This window comes from Glaciimonas immobilis (assembly GCF_011947285.1).
In the GTDB taxonomy this organism is placed as follows: domain Bacteria; phylum Pseudomonadota; class Gammaproteobacteria; order Burkholderiales; family Burkholderiaceae_D; genus Glaciimonas; species Glaciimonas immobilis.
Genome location: NZ_JAAOZT010000002.1, coordinates 823,011 through 840,372, shown reverse-complemented (window position 1 = coordinate 840,372; position 17,362 = coordinate 823,011). Strand labels below are relative to the sequence as shown.

General features: G+C 49.3%; 13 protein-coding genes and 1 pseudogene. 11 read left to right on the top strand and 3 right to left on the bottom strand.

Annotation, left to right across the window (positions count from 1 at the left end; all coding sequences use genetic code 11):
* Nucleotides 1–240 precede the first annotated feature (240 nt).
* The 8 genes from lpdA (at nt 241) to HAV38_RS06065 (ending at nt 10,676) form a co-directional block, all read left to right on the top strand.
* On the top strand, nt 241–1,680 hold the full coding sequence (gene lpdA, locus HAV38_RS06100) for a dihydrolipoyl dehydrogenase (protein ID WP_168053338.1): 1,440 nt from the start codon (nt 241–243) through the stop codon (nt 1,678–1,680).
* 9 nt (nt 1,681–1,689) lie between these two features.
* Nucleotides 1,690–2,118, top strand: coding sequence for a hypothetical protein (locus tag HAV38_RS06095; RefSeq protein ID WP_168053336.1), 429 nt, complete (start codon nt 1,690–1,692; stop codon nt 2,116–2,118).
* A 123-nt stretch (nt 2,119–2,241) separates the two neighbouring features.
* Nucleotides 2,242–3,339, top strand: coding sequence for a cell division protein ZapE (gene zapE / locus HAV38_RS06090; RefSeq protein ID WP_168053334.1), 1,098 nt, complete (start codon nt 2,242–2,244; stop codon nt 3,337–3,339).
* Between the two features lie 321 nt (nt 3,340–3,660).
* Nucleotides 3,661–4,614, top strand: a complete 954-nt coding sequence (locus tag HAV38_RS06085) for a hypothetical protein (protein ID WP_168053332.1) — start codon at nt 3,661–3,663, stop codon at nt 4,612–4,614.
* A gap of 956 nt (nt 4,615–5,570) precedes the next feature.
* The gene (locus HAV38_RS06080) at nt 5,571–5,771 is read left to right on the top strand and encodes a YdcH family protein (protein ID WP_168053330.1); all 201 of its coding nucleotides are present in this window, start codon (nt 5,571–5,573) and stop codon (nt 5,769–5,771) included.
* A 20-nt stretch (nt 5,772–5,791) separates the two neighbouring features.
* On the top strand, nt 5,792–7,999 hold the full coding sequence (gene yoaA / locus HAV38_RS06075) for a DNA repair helicase YoaA (RefSeq protein ID WP_245182213.1): 2,208 nt from the start codon (nt 5,792–5,794) through the stop codon (nt 7,997–7,999).
* A gap of 351 nt (nt 8,000–8,350) precedes the next feature.
* Nucleotides 8,351–9,805 (top strand): Ppx/GppA phosphatase family protein, encoded by a 1,455-nt coding sequence (locus tag HAV38_RS06070; RefSeq protein WP_168053328.1) that lies wholly within the window; start codon nt 8,351–8,353, stop codon nt 9,803–9,805.
* Nucleotides 9,806–10,145: 340 nt separating this feature from the next.
* Nucleotides 10,146–10,676, top strand: coding sequence for a hypothetical protein (locus tag HAV38_RS06065; RefSeq protein ID WP_168053326.1), 531 nt, complete (start codon nt 10,146–10,148; stop codon nt 10,674–10,676).
* A gap of 297 nt (nt 10,677–10,973) precedes the next feature.
* Here the strand turns inward: HAV38_RS06065 and HAV38_RS06060 are convergent, their stop codons facing one another.
* From HAV38_RS06060 to ispH, 3 genes are read right to left on the bottom strand one after another with little or no spacing between them, the layout of a single operon-like run.
* Nucleotides 10,974–11,762, bottom strand: a complete 789-nt coding sequence (locus HAV38_RS06060; protein ID WP_168053324.1) for a ferredoxin--NADP reductase — start codon at nt 11,760–11,762, stop codon at nt 10,974–10,976.
* Nucleotides 11,759–13,087, bottom strand: a complete 1,329-nt coding sequence (ispG, locus tag HAV38_RS06055) for a flavodoxin-dependent (E)-4-hydroxy-3-methylbut-2-enyl-diphosphate synthase (RefSeq protein WP_168053322.1) — start codon at nt 13,085–13,087, stop codon at nt 11,759–11,761. The genes HAV38_RS06060 and ispG overlap by 4 nt, the downstream gene beginning before the upstream one ends.
* A 19-nt stretch (nt 13,088–13,106) precedes the next feature.
* The gene (gene ispH / locus HAV38_RS06050; protein WP_168053319.1) at nt 13,107–14,027 is read right to left on the bottom strand and encodes a 4-hydroxy-3-methylbut-2-enyl diphosphate reductase; all 921 of its coding nucleotides are present in this window, start codon (nt 14,025–14,027) and stop codon (nt 13,107–13,109) included.
* A gap of 211 nt (nt 14,028–14,238) precedes the next feature.
* Here ispH and idi point away from each other — a divergent pair, with 211 nt between their 5' ends.
* The 3 genes and pseudogenes from idi to dxs all read left to right on the top strand — a co-directional run bounded on the left by idi (nt 14,239) and on the right by dxs (nt 17,278).
* Complete coding sequence (idi, locus tag HAV38_RS06045) at nt 14,239–14,808, top strand: isopentenyl-diphosphate Delta-isomerase (protein WP_168053317.1); 570 nt, start codon at nt 14,239–14,241, stop codon at nt 14,806–14,808.
* A gap of 59 nt (nt 14,809–14,867) precedes the next feature.
* A pseudogene (locus HAV38_RS21850) lies at nt 14,868–15,248 on the top strand (DDE-type integrase/transposase/recombinase); the annotation flags it as partial.
* A gap of 140 nt (nt 15,249–15,388) precedes the next feature.
* A complete protein-coding gene (gene dxs / locus HAV38_RS06035; protein WP_168053312.1) occupies nt 15,389–17,278 on the top strand; it encodes a 1-deoxy-D-xylulose-5-phosphate synthase in 1,890 nt (629 codons plus the stop codon).
* Nucleotides 17,279–17,362 lie beyond the last annotated feature (84 nt).

Genomic DNA, 17,362 nt, shown 5'->3' with positions numbered 1-17,362 from the left:
AGCGCTTCTTTACGCGATTGGCGTTTGTCCAACAAATAAGCCCACGATGAACCTAAGGCATAGCGCACTTTTAGCAATCATCAGTGCGCTTGGCGTTTGGTGTTTAATGGTTATTGCTAAGCGGCGACTTGTTTTGTAATAGGCAAAAATACCGGATTTACTGATACTGACGTAATGCGTAATGCGTAATGCGTAATGCCTGATAGGCAAAGAGCGCCGTAAACGAACGAAGGAAAAACTATGAGTAAGCAATTTGACGTTATCGTGATCGGTGGCGGTCCTGGCGGTTATATCGCAGCAATTCGTGCTGCACAATTAGGTTTTAGTACTGCCTGTATTGATGAGTGGAAAAATGCAAACGGCGATCCAGCGCCGGGCGGCACTTGCACCAATGTCGGCTGCATTCCCTCAAAAGCTTTATTGCAATCGTCCGAGCATTTCGAGCACGCAGGCCACAGCTTTGCCGATCACGGTATCGACATCAAAGAAATGACCCTGAATTTGCCGCAAATGCTGTCACGCAAAGATACAGTCATCAAGCAAAACAATGAAGGTATCCTGTATTTGCTGAAGAAGAATAAAGTAACTTTTTTTCATGGTCGAGGTTCCTTCGTTGGTTCTTTGGGTAAGGCCGACGCCGAAGGCTACGAGATCAAAGTGGCAGGCAAGAGCGAAGAGTCAATCACGGCCAAGCACATTATTCTGGCGACCGGCTCCAACGCGCGCGCGCTGCCTGGCGCAGATTTCGACGAAAAATTAATTTTATCGAATACCGGTGCACTATCAATTGGTGCCGTGCCTAAAAAACTGGGCGTCATCGGTGCTGGCGTTATCGGTCTCGAAATGGGCAGTGTCTGGCGGCGTCTGGGTGCAGAAGTCACCGTACTCGAGGCGCTACCAGCTTTCCTCGGCGCGGTAGATGATCAAATCGCAAAAGAAGCGGCTAAATTATTTGCCAAGCAAGGACTGAGTATTAGTCTGGGCGTCAAAATCGGTACAATCACTGCTGGTGAAAATGATGTTTCGGTCGAGTATACAAACGCCAAAGGCGAAGCCACGAAAGCGGTATTCGACAAATTAATCATTTCCATCGGTCGTACGCCAAACACTATCGGACTGAACGCCGAAACTGTAGGTCTGCAACTCGATGAACGCGGATTCATCAATGTTGATGGCGATTGCAAAACCAATTTGCCCAATGTTTGGGCAGTTGGCGATGTGGTGCGCGGCCCTATGCTAGCGCACAAGGCCGAAGAAGAGGGCGTTGCTGTCGCAGAGCGCATCGCCGGTCAACATGGTCATGTAAATTTCAACACAATTCCGTGGGTTATTTACACGTCACCGGAAATCGCATGGGTGGGTAAAACCGAACAGCAATTGAAGGCCGAAGGCGTTGCTTACAAGGCAGGTACTTTCCCCTTTCTGGCAAATGGTCGGGCGCGGGCGTTAGGCGACACTTCCGGTATGGTAAAGTTTTTGGCGGACGCCAAGAGCGACGAAATCCTGGGAGTTCATATCATCGGACCAATGGCTTCGGAGCTAATTTCGGAAGCCGTCGTCGCAATGGAATTCCGCGCTTCTGCCGAAGATATCGCACGTATTTGTCACGCCCATCCTTCATTGTCGGAGGCCACTAAAGAAGCTGCTCTGGCTGTCGATAAGCGCTCGCTTAACTTTTAAGGAAAAGCGATGCCTCATTTGATCCCGTTATCGATACTACTAACCAGTGTCATAACCATGTGTGTTCTTACCGGTTGTGCGACGACGGGGCAAGGCAACGGACACGTCAAGATTGAAGCCAGCTCCGGCGAACAGTCGATCCATGCTGCGCGCTGCGTTGTAAAAACCGATGGCGGTACCTGGACCGTCACTACACCCGGCGAGATCGTTATTTCTGCTCCGGACGGGGACTTGCACCTGAAATGCAGCAAGAGCGGATACCGGAACGCAGAGATGACCATTAAAGGGCCTCCGGGTGCTGGCGTACCAAACATGGGCAGCGGCGCTCCTGGTGGCGGTGGTATCGGCTTAGGCCAAAACACCCGTATTCCAACGGTAATTGATGGCAAAAATAGCGCCTATCCCGATCAGGTAATGGTCAAACTGGATCCTCTGTAGATGTCGCTATCGTAACGATTGAGCGCGGGTGAGCAGTGGCTCGCCCATTTTTGTTTTTACCCAATCGTTCTGTACTTGTGCGTAAGTGCGGTTGGTAAGTTAAGCATGCGAGAATTCACCATCATGAACGTCCTGGAATGTTATGAGCAGACGTTAGCTCAACGCGGCTTTACGTCCGATGCAGCGCAGTTGCAGGCGGTTGAACGACTACAGCGCTCCTATGAGGAGTGGGTTGCCTTTAAGGCACAGCGCTCCAACTCTTTTAAACGTTTGATCAATCGCCCCGACATACCGCGTGGCTTGTACATGTGGGGTGGCGTCGGACGTGGCAAATCGTTTCTGATGGACAGTTTCTATTCGGTGGTTCCTGTAGTGCGCAAGGTACGCTTGCATTTTCACGAATTTATGCGTGCGGTGCATCGGCAGCTGGATGAATTAAAAGGGGTAGAAGATCCGCTGGATGAAGTAGCCAAAAGAATTGCAAAGAAATATCGTTTGATCTGCTTTGATGAGTTTCATGTTTCGGATATCGCCGATGCGATGATCCTTTACAATTTGTTGCGCGCGTTATTTGAGAATGGTGTCTCGTTCGTGATGACGTCCAACTATGAGCCAGAGACACTGTATCCCGACGGACTGCATCGCGATCGTATGTTGCCCACCATTAAACTCTTGCGCGATAAACTCGATGTTATGAACATCGACGCCGGGATAGACTATCGGCGACTCGCGATGGACCTTGTGGATAGTTATTACACGCCCCTGAACGGTGTCAGTGATCGGGCCTTGCGCCATGCCTTCGCTGGCATAGCGGAAATTGCGGACGAAGATCCTGTGGTGGATATCGAAGCCCGCAAAATAAAGTCGCTGCGACGCGCAGGAGGCGTCATCTGGTTTGATTTTGTGACGCTTTGCGGGGGTCCGCGCTCGCAGAATGATTATCTGGAGATTGCCAGCCGCTTTCATACAGTGATATTGTCCGGCATTCCTCAAATGTCAGCGGCAATGTCCTCCGAGGCACGCAGATTTACTTGGTTGATTGATGTGTTTTACGACCATAAGATAAAACTAATCATGTCCGCCGCGGTACCTCCCGACCAACTCTATACCACAGGCATGCTTGCCAACGAGTTCCATCGGACGGTGTCACGTATTAGTGAAATGCAATCGAAGGAATACATGGATGCGGAGCAGCGGGGTACCGCAGCCGCTATTGCATAAAAGAAATAAAGATAGATCGAAACTTGGTTCGTCACATTTATTGACTTGGACCAATGATGAAAACTACCGGATTGCACCATAGTTTTGACATTATCATTGTCAAGCGTTGCGCGATCAATCAGACTGTGGGTCGTGAGAGGGGTAGTTATTAATGCATGAATGTAACGAAATGGAAGGAAACCTGTGAGATTGACCTCTTTTGTTTTTCAAACGCAACCACCAGTGAGCAAGACATACGCTTGTTCTCAGCGCGCTATATCAATAGTATCCATCATATCGAATATTTCTTTTGCAACAATTTTTTTCTTAAGCTGCGCCATAATGACCGGCACTGCGTCGGCACAGGATGGTATCAAGGTGGCGGATGATATCAACATCACATCCGACAGCAAGCAAGTCAGTAAAGTAAGTGCCGGACAAGAAGATACTGCCCAAAGTGTCTCGCCAGCCAACGCGCCTCCGGAGAATGCACAGAGTGCCAAAGACCCCGTTCAACCGTCGGCTCAAGCGGTAGATAACTTGATGAGAGACCCTAATTCAGTATTCGACTCATCCATCCCTGCTGCAGAATTTATAGCGCGCCACCCGCCAGGTTCCGTCACTTCGGTGACCGAGGCGGATGCGGTATTGACCGATGTAACCAAAGCACGGACCGAGGTAGAACTACGCAACCTCAATGAGCAGCGTGTTTGTTATAAAAAATTCTTTACCACCTATTGTTTGAATGCCGCTAAAGAGCAGCGCAGACTAGCCCTAAAGCAGATTCGTCCGCTGGAAGTGGAAGCGAATGCATTTAAGCGACGTGCCACGGCTGATGACCGGGATAAGGCACTTGCAGAACAACAGGCTAAGACGGAGGCTTCAGCACCGAAAGTACAACAGGATCAAAAGGACAAAGAACTATCCAACGCAAACAAAGTTAAAGAAGGAGCTGCAAAGAACGCCGCTGTCCAGAGCAATACGAAGTTGCATGCTGGTGAGGCTGAGAAGCGGGTTTCGGACAATGCCAATAAATTGCAGAGTATCAAGCAGGCCGAAGCTGCCAGAGCATCTGAGCGCGCTGCGAATAGGGCGGCATTTATCAAAAAAGGCCAGGACGCAGCCGCACGACAGAAGGTAGTGGCTGCAAAGAAGGCTGAAAAAGCACGTCAGCTGGCCGCGAAGAAAGCTGCTTCCGCTCCGGTAGTGACGCCGCTACCGAAGACGGTGATTGTGCCTTCACCAAGCCCGTCGACGCCATCGGGAACAACGTCAGTGCCGGCGGCGCAGCCGTAAGCAATGTGGTGGAGTCTGCGGCTGACACAGGCATCCTATCTTAAATCAATGCTTGATTCTGGGTCCATCAATCATCGCTTGCATATTTGTTAAGGTGATTGGCGCCTGTTTCTGAGGCAAGCAGCAGGTGGGTTGGCGGCGAATCCGGCACAAGTCCCTTGCAACGGTCTCGGTAGCCGGTATTGCGATAGTCCTTGCGACGTCCGCCGCTAACACTCTTCATCATCTTCATCATCTTTATTGGCCAGCCACCCAACCGTTTTAGCTCACATAAGTATCCGCCGTAGATTGAGATACTATGAAACCATAGGCTTTACCGGGCTGAATTCAATCGCGCTCATCAGTACGCTGGCCATCGGATTCTATGGTGCTTCTGGTCGTGATATTTTGCCTTCGCTAATTAAACGTTCAACAAATGAATGATCGCATGTATGTTCGATGAACTGCCGCGCCCAAACCGATAAAGGCGAGAGTCGCCGACGTGACTCCCGGTTGCCATGTCGTCCGGCGATAGCAGCAGTGCCACCATGGTAGTGTGAGGATCGGTTTGGCTATCCCGGGGGCTTTAGGCGCTGAAAAGGGCAACACGATCTGGTTGTTCCTTGTGCTCTGCAAGGTGCTGACCGGACACTACATCGATCTTATATTGGCGCATTGGTCTGCGTAGATTAAACTGCGTTCTGGAGGGTAGTTTAAATATGCCGTAATTATATTGGCGCGACTGTAATGCAAAGTATTGCGCCGAAAATAATAGCAAAATGGTAAAAAATTAGATTAAGCGTTCTTTGGCTTAATATTGCACTCGGGCTTGGATTATTTGCCCCATCATTTAAACTAGAGGCTTTTCATCTACTCAATGTGTTAGATAGATAAAGTTCGACTATACGCATCAACATCTTGTGCCAAACGTAAAATATTTTCTTAACTTTTGTTGAATTCATCGCGGGAATGTGACTATGCTAGATCGAGAAAATATTCACCGCCGTATCATTGAGCTTGAAGTAGAACATCGCGATCTGGATGCTGTGATCGATGTAATGGCCAACGAGGTGCGGCGCGAAGAGTTACAATTGCGGCGTCTGAAAAAGCGCAAGCTGCAGCTAAAAGACCATATTACCCTCTTAAGAATGCAATTAATTCCGGATATTCCGGCATAGGTAAGCGTCAACCGGAATGGGTGAGCGACGGCATAGGCTTCAATCCTCTAGCCGGTTCGTCCATGATCTTGGTGTCATTGGCGACAAATGTCGCTTTGGTCCATTTCATTTTGCGATTCAATGCTGCCGTTTTATGTTGCGATTCGTTGTTATATCCCTTAAGCCTATTACTGACAGTTACCTTGACCGACGACACATCCTCTTTAGCCGAAAATGCACTTCCTGCTGGCAAGCATGACGCCGATATTGACCAATTATTTGGTCCGGGCGGCCCACTGGGACAAGTCGTCGGAGGATTTCGCCCCCGCCTCGCTCAAACAGAAATGGCTAAAGCGATTGCCGAAGCGATCGCCCAGCAGACTACTTTGATCGCAGAAGCTGGTACCGGAACCGGCAAGACCTTTGCCTATTTGGTTCCTGCGCTCCTTTGGGGCGGTAAGGTGATCGTCTCGACCGGTACCAAAAACTTACAGGATCAGCTATTTTCACGGGATATTCCGACCGTACGCAAAGCGCTCAGCGCGCCGGTATCCATCGCGTTATTGAAGGGCCGGGCAAATTATGTCTGCCATTTTCATCTGGAGCGGACGCTTCAAAACGGGCGGATGACATCCAGAGAAGATACGGGTCATTTACGCGAGATTTCGCGCTTCATGAAGACCACCAGTTCAGGCGACAAAGCGGAACTGTCGAAGGTACCCGAGACCGCCTTGATCTGGAACCTCGTAACCTCGACGCGAGATACCTGTCTGGGGTCCGAATGTCAGTATTATCAGGACTGTTTTGTCATGAAGGCCCGAAAAGAGGCGCAGCAGGCGGATATCGTGGTGGTTAATCATCATTTGTTTTTTGCCGATGTGGCGCTCAAAGATACCGGCGTCGCCGAATTATTGCCATCGGCTAACACCATCATTTTTGATGAGGCGCACCAGTTACCAGAGGTGGCGACGTTGTTTTTTGGCGATACGGTGTCGACCTCACATATTCTTGAATTATGCCGGGATGTGCTGGCAGAAGGACTTTCCCATGCGCGTGACGGCGCAGATTGGGCCAAGGTAGTCATGCCCGTCGAAAAAGCTGCGCGGGACTTAAGATTGGCGTTTCCTCAAGATGTCGTGAAATTGGCAGTCAACCAGATCGCCCCATCCAGCGTATTTTTCTCGGCACTGGAGACCTTGCGGCAAGAGTTTGACAGCATGATCGCAACGCTGGAAAAGCAGGCTGAACGTGCGGAGACGATTGAACAATGCAGGGTTCGTGCGATTGAACTCGGTATGCGGCTCGACGCCTGGAATAAGCCGGAGTCAGCCAGTGCCACAGCCAAGACAAATAGTATTAAGGATGCAGTGCATGGCGACGCAGAAGGTCGCGTGCTGTGGGTGGAGGCATTTTCTACCTCTTTACAATTACATCAGACACCGCTTTCCATCGCGCCAATTTTTAATAAGCAGCGTGAGGGCGTTCCGCGTACCTGGATTTTCACTTCCGCGACGCTGGCGGTAAAAAATGACTTCCAGCATTACGCCTCCCAAATGGGTCTCGCAGGTGAACCAGCGCAATCCTGGCCCAGCCCGTTTGAATACGGCGAACAAGGTTTATTGTACGTGCCGCAAAATTTACCGCAGCCAAACTCGCCGGAATATACCGATGCAGTGATCGACGCTGCTTTGCCAGTTATTGAGGCCGCAGGTGGTCGTACGTTTTTGCTTTGTACCACCATTCGCGCCGTGAATCGCGCCGCCGAACGACTGCGTGCTGAATTTGAAGAGCGCAATCTTCCGTTCCCTTTATTGGTACAAGGCGAAGCAGGGCGGACCGAATTGCTGGACCGCTTTCGCGCTGCCGGTAATGCCGTATTGATCGGCAGTCAAAGTTTCTGGGAAGGCGTGGATGTACGTGGAGAGGCGCTGTCGCTGGTGATCATCGACAAACTGCCGTTTTCGCCGCCGGACGACCCAGTGCTAGCGGCTCGCATTGAGGCGCTGGAAAAAAAAGGAATGAACGGTTTCATGCACCATCAATTGCCTGCTGCGATTATTAATTTGAAGCAGGGTGCCGGGCGGCTTATTCGTGATGAGACGGACCGTGGGGTGTTGATGATTTGCGATCCTCGCTTAATTTCCAAAGGCTACGGCAAGCGCATCTGGCAAAGCTTGCCGCCATTTAAACGCACGCGCGATCTCAGCGTGGCAACCGGTTTCTGGACCGCGTTGCCTCCCGCGACCTGACGATTTGCAGGTTTGCCGCCGTTAGCGCGCATAATAACCGCTTCGTATACACGCGTAGCCAAGAAGATGACGCGCAATGACGCGGAATGGCCCCAATGACCCGCAAGAATTCGCAGGTGCTCCTGCAGGTCAAAAATCGGGAGACTGTCATTAACCTGTAATAATGCGGATTTATTGTTCATACCATTATTAGCGATGACTTCCTAAGCAGTTTTTTCAGCGCCTGATATTCGCATACATGCGTAGTCACGCAGAATCAATCAATTTTTCAGTCGTATTAGAGTTGTACTCTGGTGGCTGGGGTTGTTCCTATATAACGTCGTTCCGAATTGCGTAGATTGAGAGGTAGTAATGTTTGCAGCAGTCGATTTGGGTTCCAACAGTTTTCGCTTGCATATTGGCAAATACAATGGTGATGCAATTCGCGTCATAAAAAGTGCACGTGATCCCATTCGGTTAGCTGGCGGTCTGGATAGCAAAGGCAATCTGACCGAAGCGGCGATGCAAACCGCGCTTGATTCGCTTTCCCGTTTTCGTCTAATTCTTGCCGATTATCAACTGGAAGCAGTGCGCGTGGTCGCCACTAATACATTACGTATTGCAAAAAATGCAGCGGCGTTTTTACCAGCATTAGAGGCCGCGATAGGTCACCCGATTGAGATCATTTCTGGCGAGGAAGAAGGACGTCTGATCTACATGGGTGTTGCCAGCATGCTGCGTCTGCCCCATGAGAAGCGTCTGGTGCTGGACATCGGCGGCGGCTCGACGGAATTAATTCTGGGCCGCGGACAGCAGATTGAACGGGTTGAATCGTTTGGGATCGGTACCGTTAATCAGAGTCTGGCCTTTTTTGCCAATGGTAACATCACACCCACCGCGTACGAGGCCGCCATTCTTTCTGCGCGCAGTCATTTTGAGGATGCCGCGCCATCTTATCGTCCCCAAAATTGGACCAACGCTTACGGGTCGTCAGGCACCATCCGCGCCATCGCAGAAACAATCGATAAAAACAACCTTGGTGATCGTCGATTATCTTACAAAAGCCTGGAAGCACTAAAAGAGCGATTCCTTCAGATGGGACATATCAGCCGCATAGACATGGTTGGCATGAAACCGGATCGCGCCTCGGTCATCGTTGGCGGCGTTGCTGTGCTGAGTGGATTGATGCAAGAATTGGGAATCGAAGTGTTGACGCCGATTGAGGCCGGGCTGCGCATGGGTGTCATGTGGGATCTGCAACTGCGGGGTACGCGGCTAGATCGGCGTGAGCAGTCGGTGCATGATTTTCTGCAACGGTTTCATGTTGATCGATTGCGCGCCAACCGTGTGGCCGAGACGGCGAGTGCGTTATTCGGCTTGCTCAGGCCCACTAATGATACGCTGGAAAAGTACCTGCACTGGAGCGGCTTGCTGCACGAGGTGGGGCTGGTTGTATCGCAGAGCGGTTACCACAAACACGCGGCGTATTTAATTGCCAATGCGGACCTTTCCGGCTTTACCACGCGTGAACAGAAAACCATGAGTCAATTAATTCTGGGGCAAAAAGGCAATCTGCGAAAAATCAGTGAAAGTCTGCTTGATCCAGATTTTTCCAAAGCCGCGTTGGCGTTACGGCTCGCCGTGATGTTTTTGCACTCGCGCATGGAGGTGAATCTGGATGAAATCAGGGTCAAGATGAAGAGCAAAATTGAGCTGGACATCAAGCGGGAATGGGTCGCAGACCATCCGACGGCAACCTATTGGATGGAAAAAGAACGTGAATGGTGGCGTGAAATTGGCGTGGAATTTGCTATCAAACGTACTTGAGATTAACGCTTCACAGACGAAGCGCTGCATCGGGCGAGACTATCTGCGCCATCAAATACAGCGAACAAACGACTGCTTCACTGTTGACCTTCCTTTACACCTGTATGTGAATGCATTACTGATCTGCGTGAGTCTACGCAAATAGTCGTGATAAGCGAGATCGCATTAGACCATCGGACGCAGATTTCATACCTTAATTAAAATGACGCGACGCACAATGGATTTACGTGGGCGGCGTAACGTAGGTCTCACTTAAACCCTGGCGTATTTTAAAAACATACGTTGCAAATTCTGATTAAATTGAATATATTATTTATACTATTTAAATTTTGGAGTATACATGGCCACCCGTGCACCCGTCGACGCTGTACCCGCATCAACAAAAAAACCAGTAGCAAAGGCCAAAGCTAAAGTTAATGCTAAAAAAGTAGCCCCGCCGAAAACCGTCGTCAACGCTACCGCAACAGCGCCACCCGCCACAAAAAAAGCGCGGGTTGCAAAGAAGGTGGCGCCGGCAAATACCCCTGCAACAGCTAAACAGCCCATCCTCAGCGCGCCTCTGGCAGAGCTGTCAAAAGCGGTGCCTAAAGCGCTACCGAATGCAGTAAGCGCGGTTAAGCCAATCGCCGCAACAAAAGCCAAGCCGAAAAAAGCGAAGCTGGTTCGTGATAGCTTCACCATGCCGGAAGATGAATATCAAGTGTTGAGCGACGTTAAAAAAGCCTGCCTCAAAGCTGGACTTGCAGTCAAGAAAAGTGAACTGCTCCGGATTGGTGTGTCATTGATCAAAGGTTTAGACAACGCCAAGCTCAAGGCGGCAATAGCCAGTTTGCCGTTAGTGAAAGCCGGACGTCCAAAAAAAGATAAGTAACTCCAATCGGAGCGGGGCAGATCATCTGTCCTCCCCATCCATTCCGCGTCGGGCAAACGAACCAAATCTCGATGAAAATCGAAATCCGTCTGACGCAGGAACGTCTCCCGACAATGGAGGAATTGAATTCATGGATAGTCCCGTTTGAGGCTATCACCGACGATGGTATTTAATGAGGCAAGGCTGCAACGGTTCAATAAGTGGTTTTTTAGGATCCATATTCAATGCTCGCCGATAGAACCGGTGGACCCAAGAATCACAAGACGCTGTAAAGTGGCCGCAGTGCAGTTTCCATACTTAATCCACAAAAGAGCGTTCAATCACAAAATGCCCCGCTTGTCGCGCTGCCCCTTCAGCAAATTTTCGTTGCACCAACATCGTTCTTAAATCATTGAGCATGGCCATGCTGCCGCAGATCATCACGCGATCATATTCAGGATCAATCGCAGGCAATGCGATATCCGTAAAGAGTTTTTGATTTTGAATCAATTCGGTGATTCTACCCTGCGCTGGAAATGGCTCACGCGTTACTGTCGGGTAATAAATCAATTTTTGGCGCACAGCTGCACCTAAAAATTCATGATTGGGTAATTCTTCCTTCAAGTATTGGGGATACACCAAATCGCTTTTTTTACGGACACAATGTACGAGAATAATTTTCTCGTATAGGTCATACGTTTCTGGGTCTTTGATAATACTCAAAAATGGCGCCAAACCAGTGCCTGTTCCTAATAAATATAAGCGTTTTCCCTGCAATAAATTACTCAACAACAGACTACCCGTTGGTTTTTTTCCGACCAATAAAGTATCTCCAGGTTGGACTTTTTGCAGGCGCGATGTCAGCGCACCATCTTGCATTTTGATGCTGAGGAATTCCAAATTCTCTTCATAATTGGCACTGGCAAAACTATAGGCGCGTAATACCGGCGCACCATCAGGACTTTCAGGGTTTGGCAAACCTATCATCGTGAATTGACCATTTTCAAAACGCAATGAATGTGAACGCGTCGCTTCAAATGAGAACAACCTATCCGTCCAATGATGAACTTTGGTGACGGTTTCATGAAAATAAGCGCTGGAGTTCATCTCTGCACCTGACTGCCAGAAAAACGCACTACTGGCAACGATGTAGAAAGCATCTCTCCATCCGTCTTTTTCATCATCCCCTCCAATCGCAATTTTGCCGACACATCGCCACCATATTTAGACGCTACATAAGCATCAACCAGTTGTTTAAAACTTTCTGCGATGGAGTCGCCCTTTAAGGTCAATGCCCTCACGCCATCAATATAAACGGGCGCAGAGGGATGTTCGCCGGAGCCGGGTAGGGAGATGCCGATATTGGCTAACTTACTTTCCCCTGGCCCATTCACCACACATCCCATCACTGCCACGTGCATTTCTTCAACACCTGGAAACGTGCGCCGCCATACCGGCGTCTGGGTACGTAAATAGGTTTCAATTTGACTGGCCAGTTCTTGAAAAAAAGTGCTGGTAGTGCGCCCACATCCTGGACAAGCAATCACCGTCGGCGTAAACGTTCGCAATCCCAAGCTTTGCAATATCTGTTGCGCAACCACCGCTTCTTTAGTTCTGTCACCGTTCGGTTCTGGCGTCAGAGAAATGCGGATGGTGTCACCTATCCCTTGTTGCAACAAAACACCCAGAGCCACTGAGGAAGCCACAATACCTTTTGATCCCATCCCTGCCTCAGTCAATCCCAGATGCAAGGGATACTCACAACGTTGCGCCAATTGACTATAAACAGCAATCAAATCCTGCACGCTGCTGACTTTGGCAGACAGCACAATTTTGTTCGCAGGCAAACCAATTTCAACGGCACGTGCGGCATTCTCCAGAGCCGAAACAATCAATGATTCGCGCATCACTTCTGCGGCCGTTTTCGGTTGCGGAAATTTTGCATTTTCATCCATCATGCGTGCCATTAATGCAGGATCAAGACTGCCCCAATTGACGCCGATTCGTACGGGTTTATTAAATTTGCAGGCAATTTCTATCATGCGGCAAAATTGTTCATCTCGCTTAGCCCCCTTACCAACGTTGCCGGGATTGATGCGATATTTGCTTAAGGCCTGCGCACAATCGGAATAGGTAGAAAGCAAACGATGGCCGTTAAAATGAAAATCGCCTACCAAAGGGATATCGATATTTTTCTGATCCAGCCGATCACGGATGATGGCAACCTTTGCAGCAGCCTCATCATTATTCACCGTGATACGTACCATTTCTGCACCAGCACTTGCAAGATCCATAATTTGACGCACTGTGGCATCTGCATCAGCAGTATCGGTATTGGTCATTGCCTGTACAACGATGGGTGCATCACCACCTATGCGTATTTTGTCGACTTGCACTTGTTTGCTCATACGGCGATCAATGATGTTGTTCATCGTTTTTTCCTGATAAGACTTAGATCAGACCCGCTGGCAAATTAAACACTGCCCGCTCTTGCCGTCCCGCCATCACCTCCACCTCTATCTTGGTAATGCGCCGTAGAGCAGATAATACATCTTCCACTAACACTTCCGGGGTGGATGCTCCTGCTGTCACGCCAACTGTCTCGACATCGCGCATCCAGTCAACCTGCACCTCACTTCCATCAGCCACGAGATAACTTGGCACACCTGCTTCACTAGCGATGCTGCGCATCACCACAGAGTTGGCACTATTTTTCGCACCGACTACCAACACAACATCAACACATCGACTTAATTCACGTACTGCCGTCTGTCGGTTCTGTACGGCATAGCAAATATCACGTGTATCTGGTCCGACTATATGAGGGTAACGACGCTGCAAAGCATGAACGACGCTGCGGGTATCGTCGATACTCAAAGTTGTTTGGGTGACGTAAGCTAATCGCGCATCCGCAGAAAATAATAAGCCATCAACATCTGACGCATTACGCACAACCGTGACGGGTGCATTGACTTGCCCTATTGTGCCAATCACCTCCGGATGTTCTGTCTCTCCAATCAAAATCAACTGATAACCTTCAGCGATATATTTACGTGCTTGATTGTGCACTTTAATCACCAACGGACAAGTCGCATCGAACACGTGCAGTTGCCGCGCCTGCGCATCGTCTTCCACCGATTTGGCTACACCATGTGCACTAAAAATAGTGATGGCACCACGAGGCACCTCTGTCAGATCATCAACAAATCTTGCCCCCTTTTGATGCAAGCTATCTACAACATGTTTGTTGTGGACGATCTCATGGCGCACATATACCGGCGTGCCATATTTGAGCAATGCATGCTCAACAATATCGATAGCACGCACCACGCCAGCGCAAAAACCGCGAGGTTGAGCAAGTATCACGCGCATCACGCGCCTCCTTTTCCATCATCAAATCACATCCATCCAACTTAGCAAAAACTACTGACAATACAACCCCGTACAACTACTAGCATCATTTACCTGATAGTTGTACGGGGTTGTATTGCCGCGATATTGATCTATTCTCGATTTCAATGACGGTACGAACGTCCCGATCTAACGCTATCAGGACTTACCCAAAATAAAAGGATACCGTTTCATGGAAGAGGTATTAATACTGGTTGACCACAACGACCAACCTGTTGGCTTCGGTAATAAATTGGAAGTTCATCAGACTGGAACGTTGCATCGTGCCTTCTCGATTTTTATTTTTAACAGTGATGGTCACATGCTGTTGCAACAACGTTCAGCTACCAAATATCACTCAGGGAAATTGTGGACTAATACCTGTTGCGGCCATCCTCGCCATGGTGAAGACATTGATACAGCGGCACATCGTCGGTTACAAGAAGAAATGGGATTTAATTGCTATTTGCAAAAAGTAGGGGCAATCACTTATCAAGCGCGTGTTTCAAACGAGCTGATAGAAAATGAATTTGATCATATCTTTATAGGAAAATTTGATGACAATCCCGTTCCGAATCCAGCTGAAGTGGAGCATTGGAAATGGATCAGTGCACCAGATTTATTAGTACGCATAGAAGCACAACCTGACGACTTTACTATCTGGTTTAAAAAAATTCTGATGGAGGCTGACGGTTGTTTAGAACATTGGCAAACAATCGCCAATATGCAAACACCCAAACAAAATAATAGCAACAAAAAATAGTGCCCATCTGATGCATATTTGACTCAGGAGATTGCCATGTCCCCACGTCCTCTATTGACATCCGTGCTCCGCTTAAGCGGCGCTACAGGGTGACTACCGACTCGAAGCACAGCTTGCCAATAGGGGAGAATCTGTTGGCCTGGAAATTTATGCCCGATGCGCCAAACCAGGTGTGGACATCCGACATTACCTACTTGTGGACTGATGAAGGCTGGTTGTATCTGGCTATCGTTCTTGATCTGTTCAATAGGGAGGTGATTGGCTGGTAGCTCAAGCCCCGGATGACGACCGCTATCGTGATGGACGCATTGAAGATGGCATGGTTTCGCAAAGGACCGCCACCACGCATGATGCATCATTCGGATCGGTGCAGTCAGTACGCCAGTCATGCATTTCAAGTACAACCCCAGGTATTTGGCGTGACGTGTTCTATTACACGATAAGGGACCTGCTGCGCTTAAACCTCTAAGTATCCACGCACGGCTTCTTAATAGTTTGGCAGATTTAGTAATCGATCAAATTTATTGCGCAACTTTGGTCGTAAAAATAAAATTTTGGATAACCGAAATGGACGGTGACTATGTATGACTTACTCGATACCATCAATACACCAGCATCGCTAAGACAACTTGAACGAAAAGATTTATATCAACTTGCTAACGAATTACGTGCTTTCCTGCTTGATAGCGTGTCAAAAACCGGCGGTCATTTGTCATCCAATCTAGGTTCGGTCGAACTCACCATTGCCCTACATTACGTGTTCGATACGCCGCACGATCGCATCGTCTGGGACGTCGGACACCAGTGCTATGGCCATAAGGTGCTTACAGGGAGACGCCAATTGATGTCGACATTACGTCAATTCGGCGGCATCTCAGGTTTTCCGCGACGTGACGAATCCGAGTTCGATACTTTCGGCACTGCACATTCCAGTACTTCAATTTCCGCTGCACTGGGTATGGCGCAAGGTGCCCGCTGCAAGAATGAAAAACGCCATGCTATTGCGGTGATCGGTGACGGTGCCATCACAGCCGGTCTGGCTTTTGAAGCAATGAATAATGTCGGCATATGCAAGGACCTGCCGATATTGGTGATACTCAATGACAACGACATGTCAATTTCTCCACCAGTTGGTGCACTGAGTCATTATTTAGGGAAATTAATTTCCGGCCAATTCTATTCCTATGCAAAAAAAGGAGCCAAACTGGCTTTGTCGATCGCTACTCCCATACGCGAATTAACACTTGCCCTCGAAAAACATGCTAAGGGATTAGTGACGCCAGCAACCTTATTCGAAGATCTCGGCTTTTATTACACCGGGCCCATCGATGGCCACGATCTCGATGCCCTGATCCCCGTGCTACAAAATCTAAAAACATCTCTTGGGCCGCAGTTCTTACATATTGTCACTCAAAAAGGTCACGGCTATCCGCTCGCGGAAGCAGATCCTCTTCTCTATCATGGCCCAGGAAAATTCAATCCAGTTGAGGGAGTCACTCCCGCTAAAGAAGGTAATAAAACTTACACGCAAATTTTTGGAAAGTGGTTATGCGACGAAGCCGAGATAGACAGCCGTGTGGTGGCGATCACACCCGCTATGTGTGAAGGCTCTGGTCTGGTCGAATTCGCGCGCCGTTTTCCTGATCGCTATTTCGATGTTGGTATCGCCGAGCAGCATGCAGTGACCTTCGCCGCTGGCTTAGCCACCGAAGGTTTAAAGCCTGTGGTCGCGATTTACTCGACGTTCCTGCAGCGCGCCTACGATCAGCTGATCCACGATGTGGCCTTACAAAAGTTACCTGTTGTATTCGCTATCGATCGCGCTGGCGTGGTCGGTGCCGACGGCGCCACCCATATGGGTTCCTATGATTTGGCGTTCATGCGTTGCCTACCGAACCTGATCCTGATGGTGCCGTCTGACGAGGACGAATGCCGTCAGATGCTACACACAGCGCTGCGACAAGACGGGCCGTCTGCCGTGCGCTATCCGCGCGGGGCCGGGCCTGGGGTAACGCCTGCAAGAACACTGACAATGCTGGCAATTGGCAAAGGTGAGATACGCCGCACAACATCCTTGCTAACTGGTCGTATCGCAATTCTTGCCTTCGGCACCATGCTGGCCCCGGCCCTTGCCGCCGCCGATGCATTTGACGCGACGGTTGTTAACATGCGTTTCGTCAAACCCCTTGACAACGACCTGATCAGGAAGCTAGCGCACACGCACGATATGTTGGTGACCGTAGAAGAGGGCTGCGTCATGGGTGGTGCCGGTTCCGCCTGTCTGGAAAGTCTTGCTATGACAGGTATTGCCATTCCCGTTCTACAACTCGGGTTCCCCGATCAGTTCATTGAGCATGGAGATTGTGCAAAATTGCTGCATGTCTGCGGTTTAGATGCGGCCGGTATCGAAATATCAATTCGACGTTGGATGGATGCGATAAAACTATATGAACCTCATCGACATCGCTGATAGACATGTGGAAGTGTCACTCAATACAGCTATATCACGATGAGACATCAGCTGCTTAATTTAGCATATGGAAAGGAATAAGAA

Excerpts from the sequence above, each read along its gene's own strand:
- HAV38_RS06095 (WP_168053336.1), top strand. The coding sequence starts at position 1,690 with ATGCCTCATTTGATCCCGTTATCGATACTACTAACCAGTGTCATAACC.
- zapE (WP_168053334.1), top strand. The coding sequence starts at position 2,242 with ATGAACGTCCTGGAATGTTATGAGCAGACGTTAGCTCAACGCGGCTTT.
- HAV38_RS06080 (WP_168053330.1), top strand. The coding sequence starts at position 5,571 with ATGCTAGATCGAGAAAATATTCACCGCCGTATCATTGAGCTTGAAGTA.
- ispH (WP_168053319.1), bottom strand. The coding sequence starts at position 14,027 with ATGCGCGTGATACTTGCTCAACCTCGCGGTTTTTGCGCTGGCGTGGTG.
- HAV38_RS06065 (WP_168053326.1), top strand. The coding sequence starts at position 10,146 with ATGGCCACCCGTGCACCCGTCGACGCTGTACCCGCATCAACAAAAAAA.
- HAV38_RS06085 (WP_168053332.1), top strand. The coding sequence starts at position 3,661 with ATGACCGGCACTGCGTCGGCACAGGATGGTATCAAGGTGGCGGATGAT.
- dxs (WP_168053312.1), top strand. The coding sequence starts at position 15,389 with ATGTATGACTTACTCGATACCATCAATACACCAGCATCGCTAAGACAA.
- HAV38_RS06060 (WP_168053324.1), bottom strand. The coding sequence starts at position 11,762 with ATGAACTCCAGCGCTTATTTTCATGAAACCGTCACCAAAGTTCATCAT.
- lpdA (WP_168053338.1), top strand. The coding sequence starts at position 241 with ATGAGTAAGCAATTTGACGTTATCGTGATCGGTGGCGGTCCTGGCGGT.
- HAV38_RS06070 (WP_168053328.1), top strand. The coding sequence starts at position 8,351 with ATGTTTGCAGCAGTCGATTTGGGTTCCAACAGTTTTCGCTTGCATATT.
- ispG (WP_168053322.1), bottom strand. The coding sequence starts at position 13,087 with ATGAACAACATCATTGATCGCCGTATGAGCAAACAAGTGCAAGTCGAC.
- idi (WP_168053317.1), top strand. The coding sequence starts at position 14,239 with ATGGAAGAGGTATTAATACTGGTTGACCACAACGACCAACCTGTTGGC.